The following is a 21,253-nucleotide window of genomic DNA, read 5'->3' as shown; positions in this document are numbered from 1 at the left end:
GGACTCGGCTTTCCGGACGCCGCTCGCCGCGGAGACCGGTCGAACGCCGAGTCGAAACGTTTAGGCGGGCGACCGACAGAGGTGCCCCCATGAGCAAGGGAGACAACAGCGGCGGCCTGATGTCGAGTGCGGGGCTCGTCCGCTACTTCGACGCCGAGGACCGAAACGCCATCCGAATGAACCCCAAGACGGTGGTGGCGTTCGGTCTGCTGTTCGGCATCGGCGTCCTCGTGCTGAACCTCGTCGCGTAACTGCGCGCACCGCGCGCGACCGCCGCGACAACGCGTTCTTTTTCAGCGACACCCCCCAACGCAGCGTATGCTCACCGCAGGCGTCGTCGCCGTCCAGGGCGACGTGTCCGAACACGCCCGCGCCGTCGAACGCGCCGCCCGCGCCCACGGCGAGGACGCGGAACTCGTCGAGATACGCCAGTCGGGGCTCGTCGCCGACTGCGACGTACTCCTCGTGCCCGGTGGCGAGTCGACGACCATCTCGCGACTGCTCCGACAGGAAGGCATCGACGAGGAGATTCGTACCCACGTCGACGCCGGAAAGCCCGTCCTCGCCACCTGCGCCGGCCTCATCGTCTCTGCCCGCGACGCGAAGGACGAGCGCGTCCACAACCTCGACATCTTGGACGTGACCGTCGACCGCAACGCGTTCGGCCGCCAGAAGGACAGTTTCGAGGCTCCGCTCGACGTCGACGGGCTCTCCGACCCCTTCCCGGCGGTGTTCATCCGCGCGCCGCTCGTCGACGAAGTGGGCGAGGACGTGTCGGTGCTCGCGCGCTGGGACGACACGCCCGTCGCAGTCAAGCAAGGGCCGGTCGTCGCCACGTCGTTCCACCCGGAGCTAACCGAGGACGTGCGACTGCACCGGCTGGCGTTCTTCGAGCAGGCGGCGGCGTCGCGGTAGTAAACGTCGCAGGAAATTCATCTGACACGACTGCTTAACTGCATCGGCTGTATCTGCGCAGACACATGTCGGACGACACGCTGTTGGAGGAGTTGGTGAATCTCCCGGAGATAACCAGACCGAGCGCCTCACCGGACGGCGAGCGTGTCACCTTTTACTCCGACACGACCGGCCGAAACGAAATTTTCGTCCTCGACGTCGACACCGGCGAGGCCGAGCAGTGGAGCGATGGCACCGATATGCAGGCGTGGTGGCCGCTCTCGTGGTCGGCGGACGGTGAGCGGGTGTTCTTCCACCGCGACGCCGACGGCGACGAACAGAACGACATCTACGCGCTGGCGAGCGACGGTGCGACGGAACCTGTCGTCGAAACCGACGACCAGACCAACCTTCACGCAGTCGGTACTGACGGCGAGACGCTGCTCGTCGCCTCGAACCACGAGAGAGGGATGGACCTCTATCGGTACAGGCTCCCGACCGACGAATTGGAGCGACTCACCGACCACGACCAAGTCTGGGAGTCCTGTCTTTCGCCCAACTGTGAGCGCGTCGCCTACGCGGCCAACGAGTCCGAGAACGCCGACAACAGGGACACGTATCTCGTCGATATCGACGGGGCGAATCGAGAGATACTCGACGTCGGGGTCGTGGGGTCGCATACGGACCCGCAGGACTGGACTCCCGACGGCAACCGACTGCTGATTGCGGACAACAGCGAGGGTTTCGGCCGCTGCGGCGTCTACGACCTCACCGGCGGCGAAGTCCGATGGTACGGCGACCTCGATTACGAGGAATCGCCGGCGTGTTTCAGTGCCGACGGGTCGAGGTTTCTCGCCGAACGCGTCCGCGACGCTGCCGTCGTCCCCGTCGTGTACGACACCGAAACCGGCGAGGAGTTCGAGTGTCCGCTCATCGACGGTGTCGCCGAGTTCGGGTGGCGAAGCACGAATCTGCTCGCGGACGACCGGGTTCTTCTCTCGTACACGACGCCCACCCGCCCGACGGAACTCGTCGCCTACGATCTCGACGCGAACGACACCGAAACGCTGTTTCGCCCCGACTGTAGCCGGTTTAGCTCCGACGACTTCATTGACGCGGCGTATCTGACCGTCGAATCCGACGGCGTGCCAGACACACGACAGGCGGCCGTCGAACACGACCAGTACGAGACACTCGAAATCGGTGCACTGTTCTACGACTCCGGGGCACGCCCGTCGCCGCTTTTGGTCAACGTCCACGGCGGGCCGCGGCGTGCTGACAGAAAAACGTTCCACTACCGGACGCAGTACCTTCTCAAACGCGGATACTCGATACTGCAGGTGAACTTCCGCGGGTCGAGTGGTCGCGGCCGTAAGTTCACTCAGAAACTCGTTGGCGACTTCGGCGGGGCCGAACAGGGCGATATCGCCACCGTCACTGAACATGTCCTCGAAACACACGACTGGCTCGACGCAGAGCGCGTCGGTGTCTGGGGCGGGTCGTTCGGCGGCTACTCAACGTACTGGCAGATGGTCCAGTATCCTGACCTCTACGCGGCCGGCGCACCAGTCGTCGGCTACACTGACCTCGAACTGATGTATGAGGAGGCGATGCCGCAGTTCCGAACCGGATTCATGCAGAAGTATCTCGGCACACCCGAGGAAAACCCAGACCTTTACCGCAAGCGCAGTCCCATCACTCACGCCGAAAACCTTGCTGCGCCGCTTTTGATGGCCCACGGCGTCAACGACCGCCGCGTACCGGTGTCGCAGGCGCGCGTCTTCCGCGATGCGCTGAGAGAACGTGGATACGAGGAGGGCCAAGATAAGGAGTTCGAGTACCACGAAATCGAAAAACGCGGCCATCATACCACCGACGCGAGCCAGCGGCAGAACACGCTTCAACTGTTCGAGTCGTTTCTGGACCGTCGCCTCAGAACTTCGGAGACGTAGCTCGGCGGAGACCCGCTGCAACCAGTCCTCGATGACGAAACGCACGCTTTTCACCGTCGGCGCGCGTCCGCCCGGATATGAGCGATACGAACTCGGAGACGGACGCAAGGGAGACGGCCGACGCCGACGACATCCTCGACGACCTCTTCGAACTCGTCGAACAGCGCAAAGAGGAACTGCCCGAAGACTCCTACACGACGTCGCTTTTCACCCACGAGAAGGGCGAGAACGCCGTGCTCGAAAAACTCGGGGAGGAGTCCACCGAGATAATTCTCGCGGCGAAAGACGACGATACCGACGAGTTGGCTCACGAGAGCGCCGACTTCGTCTACCACCTGCTGGTCCTCCTCTCGATGAAGGGGATGACGCTCGACGACCTGCGAGAAGAGCTCGCCGCGCGGTTCGGCTGAACGTGTAGGGGCGACGGAACGCGGTCAGTCGACGAACTGCGCCAACTGCGGGCGACGGCGGTCGACGTCGAAATGCGGTTGGACCGACCCCGCGGCGGCGATGCGGTCGAGCGTCAGCATCGGGTCGCCGCCCGCGCGTTCGGTCTCGTCGTACAGCGTCTCGATGGCGGCGCGTTCGAGCGCGAGCGAGTCGAGTTTGCCGAGCAGGAGCGCGAAGGCGACGCCTGCGCGACCGTCGGGGAACGAGTCGAGCACGTGCGAGAAGTCGGCGGCGTCGGTCGGGGCGACGGAGTCGGCGGGCGACTCGCTCGCCTGCGTGCGTAGACAGACGGTACAGAGTTCGACGGCCTCGCTCCGCTCAGGGGCGTACTCGCGGAGGTCCTCGGGAACGGCGAACGAGACGGTCGGCGACTCGCAACTCGAACAGACCATACGTGACGCACGGTGGCCGTCCTCGAAAAGCCAGCGGCCCGCGGATCGACAGGTTGCCCTCGCGTGAGTTTCGTCGACGACCGCCGGCCGCCCTGCTGACGGAGGACGGCGAGAACGGAGAGAAGAGAACGGATATCGACGGCTCTGCGCTCAGTCGGCCGTGACGGTGCCGGGTTCCTTCGCGGCGGCTTTCTCGGCTTCTTCCTTTTCGGCCTTCTCCTCTTCTTCCTTCTTGGCCTTGATCTTCTTCATGCGGAAGATCTCCTCGCGCTCCTGCTCTTCGAGTTTCTGTTCGATGTACTCCTCGGCCTCGTAGAGGTCCGGAAGCACCTTGAACTCCAGCGCGTTGACGCGGCGCTTCGTCGTCTCGATCTCGTGGAGCATCTTCTTCATCGCCGTCTCGACTTCGGCGGCGAGGATGATCGATTCGAGCAGTTCCTCGTAGGCGTCCGCGGCCTCGTCGATGCGCGCGGAGGAGCCGAGCAGGCCGTAGCCGCGCTGGTCGAGGCTCTTTCTCACCCGACTGGACTCGATCTGCGGGACGACGACGCCCATGATGTTCTTCGACTGGGTCGTGATCTCGGGGTACTCCTTCAGCGCCGCGGCCGCGCCGCGGACGGCGACGTCGCCCTCCATCGCGCGCGCCATGTTGATCTTGTGCTGGGCGCGCTCGTAGTCCTCGGACAGGCCCGACCGCACGTCCTGCGCCTGGTCGAGGATGTCCATGAACTCCATGATGAGACCGTCGCGCTTCTGTTCGAGCGTGTCGTGACCCCGCTCGGAGAGTTCGATGCGGTCCTCGATCTCCATGAGGTTCTTCCGGGTTGGTTTGACGTCTTCGGCCATCTGTTGTCGGAAGATTGCGGATGGAGGCGGTTAACCTTTTTCTGTTTTCCCGTCGCCGCAGCCGGCGCGCGAAGCGGTGCTGGCGCTACCGGTGGCGATAAACGAAGGAAAAGTGCCGGGGTCAGTCCGCGGTGACTTCTTCGGCTTCGGCCTCGCCGACGTCTTCGCGGTAGTACTTCTCGATGAGGTCCTCGTCGACGCGGTTGAGTTCCGCCTTCGGGAACATCGACAGCAGGTCCCAGCCGATGTCGAGCGTCTCCTCGATGGTCCGGTTGGTGTCGAAGCCCTGGTCGATGAACTCCTCCTCGAAGCGGTCCGCGAAGTCGAGATACTGGTTGTCGCGTTCGCTCAGCGCCTCGCGGCCGACGATGTTCACCAGGTCGCGGAGGTCCTCGCCCTCCGCGTACGCGGCGTACATCTGGTCGGAGACGTCCGCGTGGTCCTCGCGGGTGAGGCCCTCGCCGATACCGTCGTCCATCAGCCGAGAGAGGCTGGGCAGCGGGTTGATCGGCGGTTCGATCCCCTGCGAGTTGAGGTTCCGGTCGATGTAGATCTGGCCCTCGGTGATGTAGCCGGTCAGGTCCGGAATCGGGTGGGTGTCGTCGTCACCCGGCATCGTGAGGATGGGAATCTGCGTGACGGAGCCCTCGCGGCCCTCGATACGACCGGCACGCTCGTAGAGCTGTGCCAGGTCGGTGTACATGTAGCCGGGGTAGCCACGTCGCCCCGGCACCTCTTCGCGCGCGGCACCGATTTCGCGCAGCGCCTCGCAGTAGTTGGTCATGTCGGTGAGGATGACCAGCACGTGGTAGTCCTTCTCGAAGGCGAGGTACTCGGCGGTCGTCAGCGCCATGCGCGGCGTGACCGTCCGCTCGACTGCGGGGTCGTCCGCGAGGTTCATGAAGACCACGGAGCGTTCGAGCGCGCCGGTGCGCTCGAAGTCCTCCATGAACTCGTTGGCCTCTTCGGCGGTGATACCCATCGCGCCGAAGATGACTGCGAACTCGCTGGCGTCTTCGCCGTCGTCGGCGGCCTCCTCGGGCACCGTCGCCTGACGGGCGATCTGGAGCGCGAGGTTGTTGTGCGGCAGGCCGGACGCCGAGAAGATGGGCAGTTTCTGCCCGCGGACGAGCGTGTTCATCCCGTCGATGGCGGAGACGCCGGACTGGATGAACTCCTCGGGGTACTCGCGCGAGAACGGGTTGATCGCCTCGCCGATGATGTCGTGTCGGTCATCGGGGACGATCTCCGGGCCGCCGTCGATGGGCTGGCCGGAGCCGTCGAGAACCCGCCCGAGGAGGTCCTCGGTGACGGGCATCTTCAGCGTCTCGCCGAGGAAACGGACGGACGCGTTTCTGTCGATACCGGTGGTGCCCTCGAACACCTGGATGGCCACGAGGCCCTCCGAGGATTCGAGGATCTGGCCGCGCTTCGTCTCGCCGTTCGGCGTCTCGATCTCGACGATCTCGTCGTAGCCGACGGGCTCGTCGACTTCGGCGAACACCAGCGGGCCGCTGATCTCGGTGATGGTTTGGTACTCTTTCATTAGTAGAGCTCCCGGAGCTGTTCGGTGATGTCCTCTTTGAGCTCGGCGATGTACTCCTCCCACTCCTCCTGGACGCCGACGCGGTTGATGCGCGGTGCGGCGTCGATGGCCGTAATCTCCTCGACGGGGACGCCCGCTTCGAGCGCCTTGAACGCCTCGTCGTGGTAGTGGTGGATGGCAGTCAGGAGCAGGTACGTCTTCTTCGGCGGACAGTAGGTGTCCGTCGGGTGGAACGCGTTCTGCTGGAGGTACGCCTCACGCAGGTAGCGCGCGACGTCGAGCGTCAGCTGCTGGTCCTCCGGCAGCGCGTCCTTGCCGACCAGCTGAACGATCTCCTGCAGTTCGCTCTCCTCGTCGAGCACGTCGACGCCCCACTGGCGCTCCTCGGGCCAGTCGTCGGCGACGTTCTCGACGAACCACGGGTCGAGCTGGTTCTTGTACAGCGAGTACGACTCGCTCCAGTTGATCGCCGGGAAGTGCCGACGTTCCGCGAGGTCGGCGTCCAGCGCCCAGAACGTCTTCACGATACGCAGCGTGTTCTGGGTGACCGGCTCGGAGAAGTCGCCGCCCGGCGGCGACACCGCGCCGATAGCCGAGACGGAGCCTTCGGTCCCGTTGATGTTCTCGAAGTAGCCGGCGCGCTCGTAGAACTGCGAGAGGCGCGCGGCGAGGTAGGCGGGGTAGCCCTCCTCACCGGGCATCTCCTCCAGCCGGGAGGAGATTTCGCGCATGGCCTCGGCCCACCGCGAGGTGGAGTCGGCCATGAGCGCCACGTCGTAGCCCATGTCGCGGTAGTACTCCGCGATGGTGATTCCCGTGTAGATGCACGACTCGCGTGCGGCCACGGGCATGTTCGAGGTGTTCGCGATGAGCGACGTCCGGGCCATCAGCGGGTTGCCGGTCGTCGGGTCCTCGAGTTCGGGGAAGTCCTCGATGACCTCGGTCATCTCGTTGCCGCGCTCGCCGCAGCCGACGTAGACGATGATGTCCGCGTCGGCGTACTTCGCGAGCTGGTGCTGGGTGACCGTCTTCCCGGAACCGAACGGGCCCGGAATCGCGGCCGTCCCGCCTTTGGCGATGGGGAAGAGGCCGTCGAGGATGCGCTGTCCCGACACGAGCGGGATGCGCGGGGTCTTCTTCTCCTTGGAGGGGCGGGCCTGACGGACCGGCCACTCCTGGTGCATCGTGACCTCCTCGCCGTTGTCGAGTTCGACGACCGTCTCCTCGACGGTGAACGAACCGGCCTCGATGGCGGCGACTTCGCCGCCCTCGAAGTTCGGCGGGACGAGCACCTTGTGGTCGATGGTGACCGTCTCCTCGACGGTGCCGACCACGTCGCCGGGGGCGACCTCGTCGCCTTCGGAGACTTCGGGCACGAACTCCCACTGTTTGTCCATCTCGATGCCGGGCGCGTCGACGCCGCGGTCGAGGAAGGCGCTGTTCATCTTCTCTTCGAGTACGTCGAGCGGTCGCTGGACACCGTCGTAGATGGTGTCGAGCAGGCCGGGACCGAGGTCGACGGTCAGCGGTTCGCCCGTGTTCTCGACGGGTTCGCCGGGGCCGACGCCCGAGGTCTCCTCGTACACTTGGATGGTCGTGGTGTCGCCCTCGATCTCGATGACTTCGCCCATCAGCCCTTCGTCACCGACGTACACGACGTCGTTCATCCGGGCGTCGAGGTCGACAGCGGTCACGACCGGACCACTCACGCTCTGAATTCGGCCGTCCTCTCGGACGGTCTCTTGTGTTGCTTGGCTCATTGGTTCTCGTCTTCCATTAGGTCGATACCGATTGCTCGTTTGATCTGGTCACGCAGTCCGCCACCGCCCGCACCGCCCGCACCGAGCGTGACGAGCGTCGGTTCGATGCTCTGCTCGACGGACTTTCGGACGTTACGCGAGAGGTGCGCGAGGTCCTCGTCGTGCATCACGACGATGCCGACGTCGTCGTCGGCGAGCGTCTCTTCGACGGCGGCGTCGAGGCGCTCGTCTTTCTCCGACTCGGGGACGTTCTGGAACTTCCGAACGCCCGCCAGACGGAAGCCGGTGGTGAAGTCGGGGCTGCCGATGACGGCGATCTCCTGACTCATAGTATCACCAGTTCCTCTTCTATCTCGTCCTCTGAGAGCCCCGCTTCGCGTGCGCGGGCGATGGCGCGGATGTTCTCCACTTCCCGCTCCTTGGCGAGAATGTAGGAGATGATCGGCGACACCGACAGCGGGAACACGTGGCCGAGGGTCTTGGAGTACTCCAACAGCGCCGCTTCGAGCGCGCGCTCGAAACCGATGAGGCTGTCGGCGCGTTCGAGGTCGGTCAGCGCCGCCGAGAGGCGGTCACCGTAGACGCTCTCGCGGATACGGGTCACCAGCTCGTCGGGACTCGACGCCAACTGCGACAGTTCGGTCGCGCTGAACAGTCGACCGCCGTCGATGTAGTACTCCGAGGGGTCGATGTTCGCTCCGCTTCGAGCGAGTCGAAGCGCGTTCCGCGCGTTACGGAAGTCGATCTCGGCGTGCAGGAACTCGCGGTACTGCTCGGTCGCCTCGTTCGTGACGAGACCGCTGAGCAGGTTCTCGTAGAACGTGCGGTCGACGGCGTTCTCCAGCGGGACCAGCACGCCGGACTCCTCGTAGTCGTCGTACGCCGCTCGCAGCGGCGGGCCGTAGATGGTGCCGCTCAGTCGGTCGACGACCTCCTCGATGGTGGTCGCTTCGAGCAGCCGTTCGACGAGACGGTCGTCGAACTCGCCGGCGCGGATGAGGTCGGTCTCGACCTCCTCGCGCGGCGTGTCGGCGTAGATGCCGCGGATGATCGTCTTGACGTTCCACGCGTCGAACTTCCGGAGGTAGCGTGCGATGAGGTCGTACAGTCGCCCGCCGGCCCAGTCGAGGATGTCGTTGAACTGCTTCGCGAGGCTGCGGTTCAGCGCGTACTCGATCAGGTCGACGCCCGAGAATCGGGCCCCGAGGGCGTTTATCTCCTCTTCGTACGTCGACTCCTCCATGAAGCGAGCGATCTCGGCGGGGCCCATCCGGAGGAGTTTGCGGTAGTCCTCGTCGTCGTACAGTGCGCCGCGTCGCGCTCTGACGCGGGCGTTGACGTACTCCGGATTCGAGCTGCCGGTTGCGCTCATTGTTCGAACAGTCGGGCGCTCACGTCCTTCAAGTTGTCCTCCCAGACGGCGTCGAGGACCGAGTCGAACGTGTTGTTCACCCGAACGCGGGAGTTTCGTCCCTCGACGACGACGCCGCCGAGACAGTCGCGGTCGCCCGCGAACTCGTAGCCGTCGTAGTCGGCGAGAATCTCGGTGATGAGCGCCTCGTCGTCGGCGCGTCCGTAGACGAGCACTTCGTCCTCGTCTTCGAACTCCGTCGACGCCGCGTCGAGCAGCTCTCGGGTGAGCGTCTCGCGGTCAGCACCGTCGAGAGCGACCAGTTCGGCCTCGACCCGCTCGTAGACGTCTTCGAGCACGTCGCGGCGGGCTTCGAGGCGCTGCTGTTTCGCCTGCAGTTTCGCGCTGGAGAGCGACTGTTCGCGCTCCTGTGCGATCGTTCGCTCGACGGCGCGTTCGCGCTCCTCGAGCAGTTCCTCTGCGTCGGCTTCGGCTTCGGCGACGATCTCGTCGGCACGCGCTTGGCCCTCCTCGCGGATGTTCTCCGCACGTGCGCGAGCGTCGTCCCGAATGTCCTCAACGACAGTATCCAAACTCATGGTGGAAAGAGAGAGGTGGTTTAACCGAGGATGAACACGACGACGAGCGCGAGAATAACGAGCGTCTCCGGCAGGACCGTCAGGATGAGGCCCTGAACGAAGAGGCTGTCGTCCTCGGCGAGAGCGCCGACTGCGGCGGCACCGATACCGCGCTCTGCGTAGCCTGCGCCGAGTGCGGCGAGACCGACCGCGAGACCGGCGGCGGCGGCGCCGTCGAGCGCCGGGCCGCTGGATCCTTCAGCCTGCAGTGCAACGTTAGCGATTTCGGGTAGGGATTCGATCATGGTGAGTAGGTGTATGGTTCCGGTTAGTCGTCTCCGAACAGTTGGTAGTTGACCGTACTGCGGTCATAAAACTTCCCAAAGAAGACGGCCAAATCGCCCGCTGCGGCGTTTGCTACCCGGTGGCACACAGTGTAGAGAATTGTTACCGAGAGAGAAGAGAACCGAAGCCGACCGCCGCGAGAGCGGTCAGTCTTCGGTGGTGTACTGGCGGTCGTAGCCGAACGGTTCGTACTCGCGGCCGCCGCCCTCGTAGAACTTGCCGAAGAACTCGACGTACTCGAGACGGACGGCCTGCAGACCGGCGCTCGTGATGCCGAGCGTCAGCACCAGCGCGTGGCCTAGGATGAGTACGACGATGCCCACGAGGAACAGCGCCGCCCCGCCGTGGAACAGGCCGCCGAACATGATGGCCCCCGCGCCGTACTCGTTGACGACGTACTCCGGTCCGTAGCTGGTGAGGAAGTGGATCTCACCGTCGTGCTGGTACGCGCCGAACACGAGCAGGTTGACCGCGAGCGCCATCCCGGCCTTCGCGAGCAGCACCGCGCCGATACGGGCGTACGACAGCACGTTCACGAGCACGTTCAGGAACTCGACGACTTCGGCGAGGTCGGCGATGGCCAGGAACACGAAGCCGACCGCGAACGCCACCAGGCCGGCGATACCGACGACGGCCGGGAAGCCGTTGAAGCCGAGTTCGAACATGGCCTGCATGTACTGCTGGCTGGACTCCGGCGCCGCGCCGGTGCCGTCGAACAGCGTGAACAGGAACGCCGGTTTCGCGTCGCCGTAGTGGAGACTGAAGATCCAGACCCACAGGCCGTTCATCATCAGCAGCCACGAGCCGCTCTCGAGGACCGCGTGCTTGATGTCGTGGTGTTCGGCGACCTCGAAGAAGTCGAGGATCCACCCGATGTTGAGGTGGACGATGCCGACGAAGATGCTCACCACGAGCCAGCCGATCGCCCAGTAGATGCCGGCGGGCGAGAGACCTTTCTCCATCGGCGGGTGGCCGCCCCAGATGACCTCACCGAGCACGTGGAGGCCGAGGAACTCGCCGTAGAGGATGCCGAACAGCATCGTGAATCCGCCCGCGAAGAGCGTGATACCGCCCATGCTCTTGAACGCCGGGCGGTCCTCGAAGCGAGTGTAGAGGAAGTACCCGATAGCCGTGTAGAGAATCCCGTAGGCGAGGTCGCCGATCATGAACCCGAAGAACACCGGGAACGTCAGGAAGACGAACACCGACGGGTCGAACTCGCTGTACTTCGGTCGGCTGACCGCGTTGACGAGCACCTCGAACGGCTTGACCGCCCCGGGGTTGTCCTGGACGACCGGCGGGTCGTCGTTCCTCGTGACGACGCTTCCGCCGTCGGGCTTTGCCCGACGTGCTGCCGAACCCTGTTCGGCACCCCCGTCGGCGCGCGCCTCGGGTTCGTCCGCGCCGCCGTCGGCGGCAGTCGGTTCGCCGCCGGTGCCGCTCGGCACCTGTTCGCGGGTGGCTTCCTGTCCGTCGCTCTTGAAGCTCGCGCGTTCTATCTCCTCGACTTCGACGTGCTGTCCGACGTCGTCGCGGAGCGCGCTCGCGAACTGCGTGTATCGCTCGGTCGGAATCCAGCCCTCGGCGACGAAGGCGTTCTCCGTCGTCGCGAAGGCCAGCGGCGCTTCGGTCTTCTGGACCTCGATCGAGAGCTGTTCTTCGGCGGCGAGCAGGAAGCCCGCGGCGTCGAGTTTGACCTCTTCGAGTTCGTCGTCGACCGTCGCCAGCCGCGACTCCAGTTGCTGTTTGCGGTGGCGGAGTTCGCCGACGTACTCCTCGGGGCTCGACTCCGACTCGGGAACCTCGTACGTCGAGAAGTCGGTCCCGACGAGCGCCTCGTCGAGCGCGTCTTCGCCCGCGCCGTCGGCGGGGTACGCGAAGACGGCGAACACGTCGTCGCCCTCGTGAATCTCGAACGCATCGACGCTGTCGGCGTCGACGAGCGACCGTTCGACGTCCTCGCGGTCACCCTCGCCGACGGCGACCTGGAGCGTGTCGTAGCCCGACAGCAGGTCGAGGTCGATACCGAGGTCGGCGAACGGTTCGACGGCGTCGATGTCCTCCTGGACGCTCCGGAGTTCGTCGCGGAGTTCGTCGCGGCGGTCGTTGAGTTCGTTGACCTCCGCGCGGACCTCCGCGAGCTCGGCTTCGAGCGCCTCGTCGGTGACGATGCGGGTCGGGCCCGCGTCGTCGCCGTCGACGTCGAGGATGCTCTCGAGCGAGCGGACGGTGACGAGTTTGTCCGACGCCTCCTCGGCACCTTCGACGGGCGTCCCGTGCGAGAACCCCTCCCAGGTACCGTCGTAGTCGGAGACGTCGAGCAGGTTCTGCTCGTGGGTCGTCTCGATGACGTCGTCCATGAACCGTTTGGCCCCGGTGACCGAGACCTTGCTCATCTGCTCAGGTCTGAGCATGCACCGCCTCCTCGAACCGCTCTACCGTGTACTCTACCGCCTCCTCGACGTTCGACTGCGCCTCGGCGACGAGCTCCTCGCGGGCGCGCTCGCCCTCCTCGATGATCTCCTCGCGCTCGGCCTCGATCTCTTCGCGGGCCTCCGCGAGGCGGCGCTCCTCCATCTCGGACGCCTCCGCTTCTGCCTCGGCCCGAATCTGCTCGGCGCGGTCGCGGGCGTCGGAGATCAGTTCGTCGCGCTCGCGCTCAGCCTGCGCGATGATGTCGTCGGCGTCGGATTCGGCCGACTTGATCCGTTCGAGAACCTCTGGTCTCGGCATACTCACTAATCGTTGGAACGTTGCACCACGGCCGTATAAGGTGTTTGCGGAAGCAATCGGGCGACTGGACGGAGTACATAGCTGTTCCGGCGGCGACGGCCGGGACGCCGTCGCCTCGGGACGCCGAACCCGTTAGTATCGGAGAATCCGCAGGATTATGCCCGCCGAGTTCGAACTGCCGGCAATGGGTATCCTCGAGGACAAAGGACGGGCGCGGCTGTTCTACAAGTACCTCTCGAAGGTGTACGACCAGGTCAACCCGTTCATCTGGAACGAAGAAATGCGCGCGGAAGCACTCGCGCTGCTCGACATCGAACAGGGCGACCGCGTGCTCGACGTCGGCTGCGGCACCGGCTTCGGTACCGAGGGGCTGCTCCAGCACACCGACGACGTCCACGGTCTCGACCAGAGCGTCCACCAGATGGAGAAGGCGTTCCAGAAGTTCGGCAAGCGCGACAAAGTTCGCTTCTACCGCGGCGACGCCGAGCGACTGCCGTTCAAAGACGACAGTTTCGACGTCGTCTGGTCGTCCGGCTCCATCGAGTACTGGCCGAACCCCGTCGACGCGCTCGAAGAGTTCCGCCGCGTCGTCAAACCCGGCGAGCAGGTGCTCGTCGTCGGCCCGAACTACCCGAAGACGACGGTGATGCAGAAGGTCGCCGACTCCATCATGCTGTTCTACGACGAGGAGGAGGCCGACCGGATGTTCGAGGAAGCCGGCTTCGAGGACGTCGAACACGTGCTGATGGGGCCGTCGTACGACCCCGATATCGCCATCACGACGGTCGCCCGCGCACCTGAAGAGTAGCGGTCGACCGCAGTAGCGGACGAGTTCGTCCCGGGAGCGGCGACGAGACGACGGAGACAGTTTTCCACCGACCCGCGTCGTCGGACGGGTATCGCTCATCGAACGACTGCCGAGAGCGTGACGAGCGGTCGCCCCTCGTACCGCACGTCGACGGTCACCGACGACCCGACGGTCAGTTCCGGGTCGTTCGTCCCGGCGACGGCGACGGATGCCGTCTCGCCGGCGCGCCACTCGGGGTCCGCGGCGGAGTTGAACGGTCCGGTCGGCCCGGGCCGAAAACCACTCGCGGAGAAGAACGGAACGGGCGGGTGGTGTTCGAGCGGCTCTCCGTCGACGCTGACGCGCAGTTCGAGTCGCCGTACGTCCAGCGTTTCGCCGCCGCGGTGAACGAACTGTAACGTCTCGCCAGTCGCGGTGAGCGACAGCGCCGCCCGCGTTCCGCCGCCGACGCCGGCGGTCGTCTCGGCGTGGTCGAGTGCGACGGCACCGACGCTGGCGGCGAGGCCAACCGAGAGCAACAGCAACAGCACGACTCCGACGGCGGGAACCGAGGCGCGGGTGCGAGACGACACGCCGCGGAGTGGTCCCGCTATCGGTCATAAGGGTTCGGAGCGGACGGGGACGAGTCGCAGAGAACCCGACGCTACGCGTCAGCGCCGACGCGAGCGTGCGTCGGCGGCGGCGCGAGCGAGTCGTTCGGGTCGCTGACGTTCATCGGGTCGTCGGGCGTGAGTTCGATGGAGACGAAGGAGTTGCCGCGGATCGCCTGCACGACGAACTCGCCGTCGGGCGCTGGCGTCCAGAGGACGCCGTCGGCGTCGGTGCGTCCGAGGAACGTCGGCTGTTCGTTGCTGTCGGGGCTGCCGAGACTGACGTTTCCTTGGACGGAGTCGCCGGTGGCGGCGTCGACGAGTTCGATGCGGAGCGGACCGCCGGCGTACGTCGGGTGGACGCGGAGTTCGAGCCCCGAGCGGGTACTGTTGGTCGACTGTGCGACGTGGGCGTTGTCGAGGGGGATACGCTGTATCTCTCTGAACACCTGCCCCTCGTCGCCGCGGTCGACGTACGCGGTGAGGTCGCCGCCGGCGTACCGAACCTTCCCGACGAAGATGTTGCTGGCCTGCACGCCGGTCGGACTGTTGAACTCGCCGCGTTGCATGATGACCGGGTACGCCCGCTCCATCACGTCGGGGAGTTCGCCGACCGTGATTCGGCCGGACGCGTCGGAGGTGCGCTTCGAGTCGTCGTACACCTCGCGGACGTAGACGCCGTCGTCTATCATGGAGAGGACGACGCCGTCGGTCGTCGTCTGCACGTACGTCCGAGTGGGGGGAGCGCCGCCGCGGAGGACCGCCGCGGCGCGCTCTCGAATCGGACCGCGCATCGTCTGGAGTTCGAGTCGAACCGATCCGACTCGCCCGTCGATGGAGAGGCCGTCGATGCCGTCGGCGGTCCGTTCGAGCATCGTGGCGTTCGCTCGGAGTTCGGCCGCTTCGGTGTGGACGTGCGCCAACCGAACCAGCAGTTGCGTGGCCGTTATCTCGCCGGTGGTGTGGGCGTCCAGAGCCGCCCGTTCCTCGGCTCGGAGGTCGTCGACGCGGATTTCGAGTTCGGTCAACGCCCGCAGCACTGCCTTGCGGCGCTCGTTTTCGTTCTCCATCGCGGCGAGTCGCTGTCCGGTCGTTCGCGTCCGGAGCTCGGAGCGAACCCGCGTATCCCGAACCGCCAACGAGGCGCTCAGGTTCGCCGAGGGCGCTCCGAACGCCGTGTTGGTGTCGTCTTCGTCCAGCATCAGGACGCTCGTCTCGTTGTCGATCTCGGCGAGCGACGACTCCGACTTCGCCGCCAGAGACGACGACTCCGCGGCGGACGGCGTCGCGACGACGACGCCGCCGACAGACGAGACGAGGAGGAGGAGGGTAGTGGCCAAAGCGGCGGACTGTCTCATCATCGGCGCGTACACAGTCATCATATTAAAACCGGTCGCTGTAGAGCACACGACGGCTCGTCGACAGGAAACGGCGGAACGTCGTCGAAACCGACACCGCTCGCCGCGGCGACGTCGGCGCAGAGCGCCTGTCGGACATCCGATGGAAAGCGTTTTGCCGTACCCCCGAGAGTTGGTGAACTGTATGCGGTATGCCGCCCTCGTGCTCGCCTTCCTCGTCTTCTCAGCCGGCTTCGCACCACCGGCCGCCGCCGTCGTCGGAACCGACGACGGGCAAAGAGCGACGCTGCTACAGGCCGAGGAGCCGCCGGACACACAACTCGTCATCGCCATCAAGCGCAACGGCGACGCGAAGTGGTCGGTCGTCACGCGGTACCCGTTGAGCGGCAACAACAGCAGCGCGGCGTTCGAGCAGTTCGTCTCGGACCTCCGCGCCGGCGAGGCCAACGCGACGCTGGACGAGCGGACGTTCGAGCAGTTCGCCGCGCTCTCGTCGGAGGCGACGGGCCGCGAGATGGAGATTCAGAACGTCAGCTACCGAGGCACCGTAGAGAACGACACCGGCGTGCTGAACATGACGTTCACGTGGACGAGGTTCGCCTACCAGGGCGACCAGGACCTCAGAGTCGGCGACGCGTTCGAGACGCCGGACGGCGGGACGTGGTTCCCCCGCCTCGGGGCGAACCAGCGGCTCGTCATCGAGGCGCCCGAAGAGTGGAACTCCCAGGACGTGAGCTTCCCCGCCCGCACCCGGAACGGAACGACCGTCATCGTCGACGGTCCCCGGGAGTTCACCGACCGCTCCGGAGACGGCAGCGTCATCGACATCTCGTACGACCCGCCGGGGTCGGGTCGAGACACGGGAACGGGCGACAGCGACGAACTCGCGCTCATCGCGGGCATCGGCGCAGTACTCGTTTTCGCCGCCATGCTCGCAGCGGTCGTCCTCCGACGCCGTCAAGGGTTCGAGGAGGTCGACGGAGAGGTCGTCACCGTCGACGGGCCGACGACATCACCGCCGCGTGCGGCCGGCGGCGGCGCGTCGGCCGTCGACCCACTGTCGTCGGAAGAACCGGAGGAAGAGGAGGAGGAGGAAGAGAACGACGACGACGTGGACCTCTCGCTGCTCTCGGACGGCGAACGGGTCGAGCACCTCCTCGAACACAACGGCGGCCGGATGCGACAGACGAACATCGTCGCCGAAACCGGCTGGTCCGACGCGAAAGTGTCGCAGTTGCTCTCCTCGCTGGCGGACGAGGGACGCGTCGAGAAACTGCGCCTCGGTCGGGAGAACCTGATTTCGCTGCCGGGCGAGAACGGAAACGGGAACGGAAACGGCGGCAGCGACGACACCAGCGGCGACGACGACACCGACGGCGACAGCAGCGACAGCGGCGACGACACCGACGGCGACGGCTGAGCCGCCGACTCGAACTCGAGTCCGTACTCGAGAACGAGTACGAATTTGCCGCACGTCGCGGCGTACCGCCTCTCGTTCCGAAAACGTTTACCGGCGAGTGGAGGTAGTGGTCGATGATGAAGATTCTCGTAACCGTCAAGGAAGTCGCCGAAGTCGAAGACGACTTCGAGATCGACGGGCTCGGAATCGACGAGGCGTACCTCGAGTACGACCTCAACGAGTGGGACGACTACGCCGTCGAGGAGGCGGTCCAGATAGCGGAGGCGGGCGACGACGTCGAGGTCGTCAGCGTCACCATCGGCCCCGAACGCAGCGAGGAGACGATTCGGATGGCGCTCGCCAAGGGCGCGGACCGCGCGATTCGCGTCTGGGACGACGCGTTCGAGGACGTCCAACTACTCGACGTCGCCGCGAAGACGCGTCTGCTCGCCGCCGTCGTCGAACAGGAACAGCCGGACCTCGTACTGACCGGCGTGCAGGCCGCCGACGACGGCTTCGGGGCGACGGGCGTCTCCGTCGCCGACGAAGTCGGCTTCGAGTGGGCCGCCGTCGTCAACGAACTCGACTTGGACGCCGAGGGCGGCGTCGCCAACGTCCGCCGGGAGCTCGAAGGCGGCGTCGAGGAGCTCACGGAGGTCGACCTCCCCGCGGTGCTCACCATCCAGACGGGTATCAACGACCCCCGCTACGCGAGCCTGCGCGGTATCCGGCAGGCCCAGCGCAAGGAGATAGCCCCGATGGGCCTCGACGACCTCGGTCTCGACGCCTCCGCGCTCGACAGCCCGATCGAACTCACGGGGATGCGCGAACCCGAGAGCGAGTCGGACGCCACCATCTTCGAGGGTGACGCCGGGGAGACCGCCGCGCAACTTGCCGAGGTCCTCCGCGAGAAGGGGGTGGGCGCGCAATGACGGTGCTCGCTATCGCCGACCACCGCCGCGGCGACCTCCGCGACGTGAGCTACGAACTCGTCAGCGCGGGCCGCCAACTCGCCGACGCGACCGGCGGCGACCTCCACATCGCGGTCATCAGCGGCGACGTCGACGAGTTCGGGGAGAAACTGAACCTCGACGGCGTCGACGCCGTCCACACCGTCGCGAACGGCGAGGAGTTCAACCACGACGTGTACGCGGGCGCGGTCGAAGCGCTGTACGCCGAAGTCGAGCCCGCGGTCCTACTGATGCCCAACAGCGTCAACGGCCTCGACTACGCGCCGGCGGTCGCCAACGTACTCGACCTGCCGCTTGTCTCGGACGCGGTCGACTTCAGCTACGACGGCGGCCTCACCGCGACACGCGAGATGTACGGCTCGAAGGTCGAGACGACCGTCGACGTCGACGCGGAGCGCGTCGCCGTCACGATTCGCGGCGGCGAGTGGCCCGCCACAGCCGGTACCGGCGACGCCGAGATTTCGGCGTTCGACTACGAACCCGACGGCGACCTCGGCTCCCGCGTGCTCGGGTTCGAGGAGGTCGCCGGCGGCGACGTCGACATCACCGACGCGGACGTGCTCGTCTCGGTCGGCCGCGGCATCGAGGAGGAGGAGAACCTCGAACTCGTCGAGGAACTCGCCGACGCGCTGGGTGCGACGCTCTCCTCGTCGCGGCCCATCGTCGACGCCGGATGGCTCCCGCCGAACCGGCAGGTCGGCCAGTCCGGGAAGGTCGTCACCCCTGACATTTACCTCGCGGTCGGTATCTCCGGGGCGGTCCAGCACGTCGCCGGGATGAAAGGCTCCGACACCATCATCGCCATCAACACCGATCCGAACGCACCCATCTTCGACATCGCCGACTACGGTATCGTCGGCGACCTGTTCGAGGTCGTTCCGGAACTCATCGAGCAGTTCTCCTGAACCACGACCTTTTGCGCTACGGGCCGCCTCTGGCGGCCCTCGGCAAAAGCTCGACCAAAAGCACTCCTCACTCATTTCAGCGCGGCAAGCCGCGCTTCCATTCGTTCGTCGGCCCGCTCGCTCCCTTCGGTCGCTCGCGGAACTACTCAGAACGGATAGGCTTCTAAACTCACCGCCGACCCCGTTTCTCCGCATTTCGGTACGTACTTCCCTGACCGTCCCTACCTGTCCGATAATGGAGTATTTGGAGCGCCGGGTCGCCATGGTCAACGACCGCCTCGAGGCGGTCGTCGAGTCGGTCGAACCCGACGAGTTGTCCGAGCAACTCGGCCACGTCTCCCTCGCAGGGGGCAAACGCGTGCGACCCACGGTGACGCTCCTCGTCTGCGAGGCGGTCGGCGGCGACCCCGTCGACGCCGTCGATTTCGCCGTCGGCGTCGAACTCGTCCACAACGCGTCGCTCGTCGTCGACGACATCATCGACCGCTCGGACCTCCGCCGAGGGACGCCGAGCGCGTGGGCCGAGTACGGCTACGGCCCGGCGATTCTCGCCTCGGACGGCCTGCTGGGCGAGGCGTTCGCGCTGTTCTCCGCGGAGGAGCAGGCGATGCAGGTCGTCGCCGAGTCGATGGTCGAACTCGGCGAGGGCGAGGCGACGGAACTCGTCGCCCAACCGACGAACGAGGAGGAGTACATGGAACTCGCGCGCCGCAAGACGGGCGCGCTGTTCCGCGCCGCCGCCGAGGTCGGCGCGGTGGCGGGCGGAGCCGACCCGTTCGCCGTCGAGTCGTTCGGCGAGTACGCCGAGCGCGTCGGCATCGCGTTCCAGATTCGCGACGACGTGCTGGACGAGACGGCCAATTCGGCCGACCTCGGCAAACCGGCCGGCCAGGACGAGACGATGGAACGCCCGTCGCTCGTCCAGATTACGGACCTGACGCCCGAGGAAGCCGACGGCCGCGCCCGAGCGCAGTCGGAGGCCGCGCTCGAGGCGCTCGACGCGACTGACATCCCCGAGTCCGACGCGAGAAAGTATCTCCGCGACCTCGCGGAGTTCGTCGTCGTCCGCGAGCGCTGATCTTCGACGCTCAGGCCGGTTCCGCGCCGGTCGGGTACTTCGACTCCGCGATAGCGAACGTGAGCGTGCTCAGCACGCCGAGCAGCGTCCCGCCCGTGAGCGCCAGCGCGAGGTCCGTGAGCGTGAGCGTCCGGACCAGCGCCACCGTCTCGCCGGCCGGAAGCAGTCCCGAGAGGAAGAACCCCGACAGCGCGTACAGGACGAGCGCGATGGCGACGACGTAGAACGGCGCGTTGAGGTAGCGCCACTTGAACTCGTCGACGAGATACTCGTCGGTCACCTGGCCGAGGCTGCTCGTGACGCCCGCCGCGGCGAGCCACTGCACCGCGCCGTGGACGAACGCGGCGAGCAGTGCCGGGGCCGTGAGCGACCCCCCGACGGCCCGTTCGACCGCGTCGATGGTCTCGATTCCCTGTGCGCCGCCGACGATGATGAGCGCCGCCGCGACGACGTAGGTGATGAGCGTCACTCGGCCGGCGTACAGGATGTTCCGCGTGCGTGTAGCCGCGTCGTCGACGAACCGCTCCAGCCCGAGCCCGCGAAACAGGACGTAGAGGCCGAGCAAGGCCGATATGAGTCCGAGAACGGTCGCCCCCTCGACGTCGAACAGCGTCGCGATGGTGACGAACGGGTAGATGAGCAGCAGGATGCCCAGCGGAACGAGAATCGTCCCCCGGGTCTCGGGGTCGTCGAGCACCTGCTTGATGGTGTAGTACATCGACTCCAAGTCCTGGGCCTGTCGAACGACGACCCGGCGGACGCTGTCGATGGGGACGCGAGAGCGGATGACCGGCAGAACCGACTCGTCCTGCGCGCCGTCGGTGATGACGACCGCGCGGACGTTCTCGCCGGTCTGGAGGCTCGCCAGCACCTCGTCGACCTCGTCGCCGACGGCGCGATTGGCCTTCACGTCGTTGCCGTTGAGCCCGGTGACGGCCGCGACTTCGACCTCTTCGGCGTCGTCGGGGTCGCCGGATTCGAACTCCTCGACGAGGTCGTCGTGGACGTGGATTCCCTGAAAGAGGACGTTCACGTCGGAGTCCTCCGGGTCGGCCGTCGCGAGCGCCACCGCGGCGTCCTCGACGCTCTCTCGGCCGACGACCGGCGTCTTCATGCCGGTTTTGCGGCCGAGGTCGTCGTCGAGGTCGACACAGAGGACGAGCAGCATCGTCAGCGGCTACGCCAGCATGCTATATTTGCTTTCGGGAGCGTCGGCGCTGTCCGGTCGGTCTCCAGTCGGTCGGTTATCGCGCTTCGAGTCGCGAAGAGCCGGCCGCAATCGGCGAGCGAAGGGTGC

At 66.1% G+C, this 21,253-nt stretch carries 22 protein-coding genes; 9 read left to right on the top strand and 13 right to left on the bottom strand.

Going from position 1 to position 21,253, the window contains the following annotated elements; all coding sequences use genetic code 11:
* Positions 1-89: 89 nt before the first annotated feature.
* The 4 genes from FCF25_RS08130 (at position 90) to hisE (ending at position 3,256) form a co-directional block, all read left to right on the top strand.
* Positions 90-251, top strand: a complete 162-nt coding sequence (locus tag FCF25_RS08130; RefSeq protein WP_117593294.1) for a preprotein translocase subunit Sec61beta — start codon at positions 90-92, stop codon at positions 249-251.
* A 67-nt stretch (positions 252-318) separates the two neighbouring features.
* On the top strand, positions 319-915 hold the full coding sequence (gene pdxT / locus FCF25_RS08125) for a pyridoxal 5'-phosphate synthase glutaminase subunit PdxT (protein ID WP_137048113.1): 597 nt from the start codon (positions 319-321) through the stop codon (positions 913-915).
* A gap of 65 nt (positions 916-980) precedes the next feature.
* Positions 981-2,846, top strand: coding sequence for a prolyl oligopeptidase family serine peptidase (locus FCF25_RS08120; protein WP_137048112.1), 1,866 nt, complete (start codon positions 981-983; stop codon positions 2,844-2,846).
* Positions 2,847-2,923: 77 nt separating this feature from the next.
* A complete protein-coding gene (gene hisE / locus FCF25_RS08115) occupies positions 2,924-3,256 on the top strand; it encodes a phosphoribosyl-ATP diphosphatase (protein ID WP_137048110.1) in 333 nt (110 codons plus the stop codon).
* Between the two features lie 24 nt (positions 3,257-3,280).
* On the opposite strand, the gene FCF25_RS08110 is transcribed toward hisE, so the two are convergent.
* From FCF25_RS08110 to ahaH, 10 genes are all read right to left on the bottom strand, one after another.
* On the bottom strand, positions 3,281-3,688 hold the full coding sequence (locus tag FCF25_RS08110) for a DUF6276 family protein (RefSeq protein ID WP_117593302.1): 408 nt from the start codon (positions 3,686-3,688) through the stop codon (positions 3,281-3,283).
* Positions 3,689-3,838: 150 nt separating this feature from the next.
* Positions 3,839-4,534, bottom strand: coding sequence for a V-type ATP synthase subunit D (locus FCF25_RS08105; protein WP_117593304.1), 696 nt, complete (start codon positions 4,532-4,534; stop codon positions 3,839-3,841).
* A gap of 121 nt (positions 4,535-4,655) precedes the next feature.
* Positions 4,656-6,080, bottom strand: coding sequence for an ATP synthase subunit B (locus FCF25_RS08100; RefSeq protein ID WP_117593306.1), 1,425 nt, complete (start codon positions 6,078-6,080; stop codon positions 4,656-4,658).
* The gene (locus FCF25_RS08095) at positions 6,080-7,840 is read right to left on the bottom strand and encodes an ATP synthase subunit A (protein WP_117593309.1); all 1,761 of its coding nucleotides are present in this window, start codon (positions 7,838-7,840) and stop codon (positions 6,080-6,082) included. The genes FCF25_RS08100 and FCF25_RS08095 overlap by 1 nt, the downstream gene beginning before the upstream one ends.
* Positions 7,837-8,169, bottom strand: a complete 333-nt coding sequence (locus FCF25_RS08090; protein ID WP_117593311.1) for a V-type ATP synthase subunit F — start codon at positions 8,167-8,169, stop codon at positions 7,837-7,839. Before FCF25_RS08090 ends, FCF25_RS08095 begins: the two co-directional genes overlap by 4 nt.
* Positions 8,166-9,212: a V-type ATP synthase subunit C gene (locus FCF25_RS08085; RefSeq protein ID WP_117593313.1), complete on the bottom strand. Its 1,047-nt coding sequence runs from the start codon at positions 9,210-9,212 to the stop codon at positions 8,166-8,168. Before FCF25_RS08085 ends, FCF25_RS08090 begins: the two co-directional genes overlap by 4 nt.
* A complete protein-coding gene (locus FCF25_RS08080) occupies positions 9,209-9,790 on the bottom strand; it encodes a V-type ATP synthase subunit E (protein WP_137048108.1) in 582 nt (193 codons plus the stop codon). The genes FCF25_RS08085 and FCF25_RS08080 overlap by 4 nt, the downstream gene beginning before the upstream one ends.
* Positions 9,791-9,810: 20 nt before the next feature.
* A complete protein-coding gene (locus FCF25_RS08075; RefSeq protein ID WP_117593317.1) occupies positions 9,811-10,074 on the bottom strand; it encodes a F0F1 ATP synthase subunit C in 264 nt (87 codons plus the stop codon).
* A gap of 186 nt (positions 10,075-10,260) precedes the next feature.
* Positions 10,261-12,528 carry a V-type ATP synthase subunit I gene (locus tag FCF25_RS08070; RefSeq protein WP_137048107.1) on the bottom strand — a complete coding sequence of 756 codons (2,268 nt, stop codon included), beginning with the start codon at positions 12,526-12,528 and terminating at the stop codon, positions 10,261-10,263.
* Positions 12,515-12,847: an ATP synthase archaeal subunit H gene (gene ahaH, locus FCF25_RS08065; RefSeq protein ID WP_117593322.1), complete on the bottom strand. Its 333-nt coding sequence runs from the start codon at positions 12,845-12,847 to the stop codon at positions 12,515-12,517. Before ahaH ends, FCF25_RS08070 begins: the two co-directional genes overlap by 14 nt.
* A 184-nt stretch (positions 12,848-13,031) precedes the next feature.
* Between ahaH and FCF25_RS08060 the strand changes: the two genes are divergently transcribed.
* Positions 13,032-13,655 carry a methyltransferase domain-containing protein gene (locus FCF25_RS08060; protein ID WP_137048105.1) on the top strand — a complete coding sequence of 208 codons (624 nt, stop codon included), beginning with the start codon at positions 13,032-13,034 and terminating at the stop codon, positions 13,653-13,655.
* A 95-nt stretch (positions 13,656-13,750) separates the two neighbouring features.
* Here FCF25_RS08060 and FCF25_RS08055 read toward each other — a convergent pair whose 3' ends face one another.
* Both FCF25_RS08055 and FCF25_RS08050 read right to left on the bottom strand, forming a co-directional pair.
* Complete coding sequence (locus FCF25_RS08055; RefSeq protein ID WP_137049377.1) at positions 13,751-14,185, bottom strand: type IV pilin; 435 nt, start codon at positions 14,183-14,185, stop codon at positions 13,751-13,753.
* A 113-nt stretch (positions 14,186-14,298) separates the two neighbouring features.
* A complete protein-coding gene (locus tag FCF25_RS08050; RefSeq protein WP_137048103.1) occupies positions 14,299-15,606 on the bottom strand; it encodes a hypothetical protein in 1,308 nt (435 codons plus the stop codon).
* Between the two features lie 181 nt (positions 15,607-15,787).
* On the opposite strand from FCF25_RS08050, the gene FCF25_RS08045 reads away from it, so the two are divergent.
* The 4 genes from FCF25_RS08045 to FCF25_RS08030 all read left to right on the top strand — a co-directional run bounded on the left by FCF25_RS08045 (position 15,788) and on the right by FCF25_RS08030 (position 19,956).
* Positions 15,788-17,023 (top strand): helix-turn-helix domain-containing protein, encoded by a 1,236-nt coding sequence (locus FCF25_RS08045; protein WP_137048102.1) that lies wholly within the window; start codon positions 15,788-15,790, stop codon positions 17,021-17,023.
* 116 nt (positions 17,024-17,139) lie between these two features.
* Entirely contained in the window at positions 17,140-17,934 is a 795-nt protein-coding gene (locus tag FCF25_RS08040; RefSeq protein ID WP_137048100.1) for an electron transfer flavoprotein subunit beta/FixA family protein, read from the top strand.
* Positions 17,931-18,878 (top strand): electron transfer flavoprotein subunit alpha/FixB family protein, encoded by a 948-nt coding sequence (locus FCF25_RS08035; protein ID WP_137048099.1) that lies wholly within the window; start codon positions 17,931-17,933, stop codon positions 18,876-18,878. The genes FCF25_RS08040 and FCF25_RS08035 overlap by 4 nt, the downstream gene beginning before the upstream one ends.
* A gap of 235 nt (positions 18,879-19,113) precedes the next feature.
* Positions 19,114-19,956: a polyprenyl synthetase family protein gene (locus FCF25_RS08030; protein ID WP_137048097.1), complete on the top strand. Its 843-nt coding sequence runs from the start codon at positions 19,114-19,116 to the stop codon at positions 19,954-19,956.
* Between the two features lie 10 nt (positions 19,957-19,966).
* Here the strand turns inward: FCF25_RS08030 and FCF25_RS08025 are convergent, their stop codons facing one another.
* Complete coding sequence (locus FCF25_RS08025) at positions 19,967-21,124, bottom strand: DUF373 family protein (RefSeq protein WP_117593336.1); 1,158 nt, start codon at positions 21,122-21,124, stop codon at positions 19,967-19,969.
* Positions 21,125-21,253: the final 129 nt, after the last annotated feature.

The organism is Haloprofundus sp. MHR1 (genome assembly GCF_005155585.1).
GTDB lineage: Archaea > Halobacteriota > Halobacteria > Halobacteriales > Haloferacaceae > Haloprofundus > Haloprofundus halophilus.
Note: the sequence above shows the minus strand (reverse complement) of the source record. Positions and strands in the feature narration are given on the sequence as shown.